The 3,372-nt window shown below is 62.0% G+C and carries 7 protein-coding genes and 1 pseudogene; all 8 read right to left on the minus strand.

What is annotated here, in order from left to right:
• A partial coding sequence (locus VZ95_RS27265) for a sugar phosphate isomerase/epimerase family protein (RefSeq protein WP_408606097.1) occupies window positions 1-406 on the minus strand: 406 nt, incomplete at its 3' end.
• A gap of 53 nt (window positions 407-459) precedes the next feature.
• Window positions 460-762, minus strand: a pseudogene (locus VZ95_RS27270) (sugar phosphate isomerase/epimerase family protein); the annotation flags it as partial.
• An 11-nt stretch (window positions 763-773) separates the two neighbouring features.
• A complete protein-coding gene (locus VZ95_RS25700) occupies window positions 774-1,049 on the minus strand; it encodes a Rossmann-fold NAD(P)-binding domain-containing protein (RefSeq protein ID WP_198148310.1) in 276 nt (91 codons plus the stop codon).
• On the minus strand, window positions 1,046-1,609 hold the full coding sequence (locus VZ95_RS14240; protein WP_198148311.1) for a shikimate dehydrogenase family protein: 564 nt from the start codon (window positions 1,607-1,609) through the stop codon (window positions 1,046-1,048). The genes VZ95_RS25700 and VZ95_RS14240 overlap by 4 nt, the downstream gene beginning before the upstream one ends.
• Window positions 1,606-2,055 carry a type II 3-dehydroquinate dehydratase gene (gene aroQ, locus VZ95_RS14245; protein ID WP_045776447.1) on the minus strand — a complete coding sequence of 150 codons (450 nt, stop codon included), beginning with the start codon at window positions 2,053-2,055 and terminating at the stop codon, window positions 1,606-1,608. The genes VZ95_RS14240 and aroQ overlap by 4 nt, the downstream gene beginning before the upstream one ends.
• 54 nt (window positions 2,056-2,109) lie before the next feature.
• Window positions 2,110-2,367, minus strand: coding sequence for a type 2 periplasmic-binding domain-containing protein (locus tag VZ95_RS27275; protein ID WP_232302670.1), 258 nt, complete (start codon window positions 2,365-2,367; stop codon window positions 2,110-2,112).
• Window positions 2,303-3,121 carry a DctP family TRAP transporter solute-binding subunit gene (locus tag VZ95_RS14250; protein WP_232302671.1) on the minus strand — a complete coding sequence of 273 codons (819 nt, stop codon included), beginning with the start codon at window positions 3,119-3,121 and terminating at the stop codon, window positions 2,303-2,305. Before VZ95_RS14250 ends, VZ95_RS27275 begins: the two co-directional genes overlap by 65 nt.
• A gap of 40 nt (window positions 3,122-3,161) precedes the next feature.
• On the minus strand, window positions 3,162-3,372 hold a 211-nt coding region (locus VZ95_RS14255; protein WP_156995311.1), incomplete at its 5' end, for a TRAP transporter large permease subunit.

The following is a 3,372-nucleotide window of genomic DNA, read 5'->3' on the forward strand; positions in this document are numbered from 1 at the left end:
CCGCGACCGACCGCGCCGAGCCCGCGCGGAAACGGTCGTTGAAGATTTCAAGGCTTAAGACGCCATCGTAGCCGGTGCGCGCCAGGGCATTCATGAAACCGGCAAGGTCGAGATCGCCCTGACCCGGCAGGCAGCGCCAATGGCGGCTCCAGGCGAGATAATCCATCTCCAGCCGGGGCGCGTCGGCAATCTGCACCATGACGATGCTTTCGGGCGGGATTTTCTGGATCGAGGCGACTTCCAGCCCGCGCGCCAACACATGAAAACTATCGAGAATGACGCCGACATTCGGCTGCCCGGCCCGGCGGACCACTTCCCAAGCATCGCGGTAATCATAAATGAACCGCCCCCAGGCCAAGGCTTCGTACCCGACGCGCAAATTCCGCTTGGCGGCCCTTTCGCCCAATTCGGCAAAATCCGCCGCCAGCCGCTCCAGCCCCGACTCGCGTCCGGCGCAACGCTGGAGCAGATGAACAGCAGATCGGCTCCCAATTCTTGCAGCAGATCGAACTTGCGCTCGGCCCGGTCGAAGGTGCGGGCGCGGCGGGCGGCGGGCATGCCTTCGAAATCGCGGAACGGCTGACAGGTAACGATGCGCAAGCCCAAATCGTCGCAGAGGCGGCGAATGTCGCGCGGCGAGCCGGGGAAGGCCAGGAGATCATTCTCGAAAATCTCGACGTGCCGAAAGCCGGCCGCCGCAATGGCATCGAGCTTTTCGGCCAAAGTGCCCGAAACGCAGACGGTTGCAATCGAGGTATCCACAGCGCGCCTCCCTAATCTGCCCGCCCCTGGGCCAAGTGGCGCAGGTGCTCGGGTGTCGTCGTCGGAAAACCAAAGAAATCGAGATAGGCGGGGATCTGCTCGAACAGCATATCGGTTCCCACCTGAAGGGCGCAGCCGCGCGCCGCCGCCGCCCGCAGAAACGGTGTGATCTCGGCGCGCATCACCACTTCGCCGACCAGGGCCGCCGGATCGAGCCGCGCCACATCCATCGGCAGCGGGTCCCCCTCGGTCATGCCGAGCGGCGTCGCGTTCACGGCAAGGCTCACCCCGCAGGATCGGGCGCACCGACTTCGACGCTGAGAGTGGGGAAATGCGCCGTGAGCCGGGTGGCAAGCCCGGTCGCCGCCACCGTATCGACATCGAACAGCCGCAAATGCGCGAGACCCTGGGCCGCCAGCGCCGCCGCAATCGCCGAACCAACGCCGCCCGCCCCGACGATCAGCGCGCGCGCGCCGTGAATCTTCCGCCCCTTGCGCAGCACGCCCCGCGCAAACCCTTCGCCGTCGAAGAGATCGCCAATCAGCGCGCCATCCTCGGCGCGGCGCACGGCATTGCAGGCCCCCGCCACTTTCACCGCCGTCGAGACCCGGTCCAGCATCGGGACGATGGCGACCTTATGGGGCATGGTAATCAGCGCGCCGTGGAAGTTGCTGAAGCGCGTGATGCAGGGAAAAGCCGCCGCAAAATCATCCCGCGTCACGCCCATCGGCACGACGACGGCGTTCAGATCGATGGCCTTAAAGTATGGATTATAGATCAGCGGTGCCCGGAAACTATGCGTGGGATAGCCGATATGGGCGATAAGGCGCGTGTGACCGTCGATCATCGGGCGGCCTCGGCCAACAGATGCGCTACCCGCTGCAAGGCCAGCGTATAGCCTTGGGTGCCGAGCCCGGCGATGATGCCATCGGCGCGCAAGGAGACGTAAGACTGATGCCGGAAGCTCTCGCGCTTATGAATATTGGAAATATGCACCTCGATTACCGGCCCCTCGAAGGCGTTGAGCGCGTCGAGCAGCGCCACCGACGTATGGGTGTAAGCGGCGGGATTGATGACGATGGCCTGCGCCGCCGTGCGCGCTTCATGCACCCAGTCGATCAACGCCGCCTCATGATTGGATTGATGGAAGCGGACGCCAAGGCCGAGAGTATCCGCAGTCACGGCGCAGGCCGCCGCCACATCGGCGAGCGTTGCCGAACCGTAAATATGGGGCTGGCGCGTCCCCAAAAGATTGAGGTTCGGCCCGTTCAGCACAAAAACGCAGGGCGTCACGATTGGTCTCCAACAAGAAAAGTGGGCGGCGCGGGAGAGCGCCGCCCCAAAAGGTTACTTGCGCAGCTTGGCAAGCTCGCCCGTGACTTCGGCGACGAACTCCGGCCCGGCTTCCTGGCCGAACTTGGCTAACACTGGTTTTACCGCATCACGGATGCGATTGAGCTCGGCGGGAGCCAGCGTGTTATGCGTCATGCCTGCCGCCTTCAGGCTGGCCAGCGCCGTATCCATCGCATCGCGCGAGGTTTTACGCTGGAAAACCGTGGCTTCGGCCAGCGCATCGGCAATGATTTTCTTTTCGTCCGCCGACAAGGCGTCCCAGGTCTTTTTTCGAGATAAGGACGGACTGGGCGTTATAGATGTGGCGGGTTTCCGACACATATTTTTGCACTTCGTTGAACTTGCCGCCGAGGATCGTCGTCATCGGGTTTTCTTGCCCATCGACGACCTTCTGTTCCAGTGCCGCATAGAGTTCCGGAAAGGGCATCGGCACGGAATTAGCGCCCAGGGTATTGAACAGATCGATGAACAAAGGCGATTGCAGTACGCGCAGCTTCAGGCCCTTGAAATCCTCGATCTTGGTGATCGGCAGCTTGGAGTTGGTGACATTGCGAAACCCCAGTTCCCAATAGCCGAGGCCAACCAAGCCTTTTTCGGCAAGGCCAGCGTGCAGCTTAGTGCCGATGGGGCCGTCGACAATCGCATCGGCTTCCTTCGGCTCGGCGAAGAGGAAGGGGAAATCGAGCACGGCGAACCGCTTATCGAGCCCAACCAGCAGGCCTGCGTTCAGCACGGTCATATCAATCGTGCCGCCTTGCAGGGCCGAGACGGTCTGCAAATCGCCGCCCAACTGCCCGCCGGGGAACTGCGACACGGTAATCTTGCCGCCAGTCTTTTCCTTCACGAGATCGCCGAACTTCGCCACGCCCTTACCCTGCGGGTGATCGGCGACATTCTGATAGGCAAACCGCAGTTTGCGTTCAGAGACTTGCGCTAAAGCCGTTTGGCTGGCCAAAAAGGCCGTGAGGCTGACGGCGGTAACGAGAAGCGCTTTTACGGATTTCATGGGTTTCCTCCTGAGGGTTTTTTCTTGAATCGAGGCACAGTTAACCCGCGAGCCATCGCGCCGGCCCCATGACGAGAACCGGGAAGAGGACGAGCAGGAGCAGCACAAGGAGTTGCGCAATCAAGAACGGCATGACGCCGCGCACGATCTCATCCATGCTGATTTTCGAAACGCCGCAGACGACGTTCAGAACCGTTCCCACCGGCGGGGTAATCAGGCCGATGGAATTATTGATGATGAACAGCACGCCG

The sequence above is a fragment of the Elstera litoralis genome, assembly GCF_000963705.1.
Taxonomy (GTDB): Bacteria; Pseudomonadota; Alphaproteobacteria; order Elsterales; family Elsteraceae; genus Elstera; species Elstera litoralis.

Coding starts and splice junctions, on each gene's coding strand:
- VZ95_RS14250 (WP_232302671.1), bottom strand. CDS start 3,121: ATGAAATCCGTAAAAGCGCTTCTCGTTACCGCCGTCAGCCTCACGGCC.
- VZ95_RS14240 (WP_198148311.1), bottom strand. CDS start 1,609: ATGATCGACGGTCACACGCGCCTTATCGCCCATATCGGCTATCCCACG.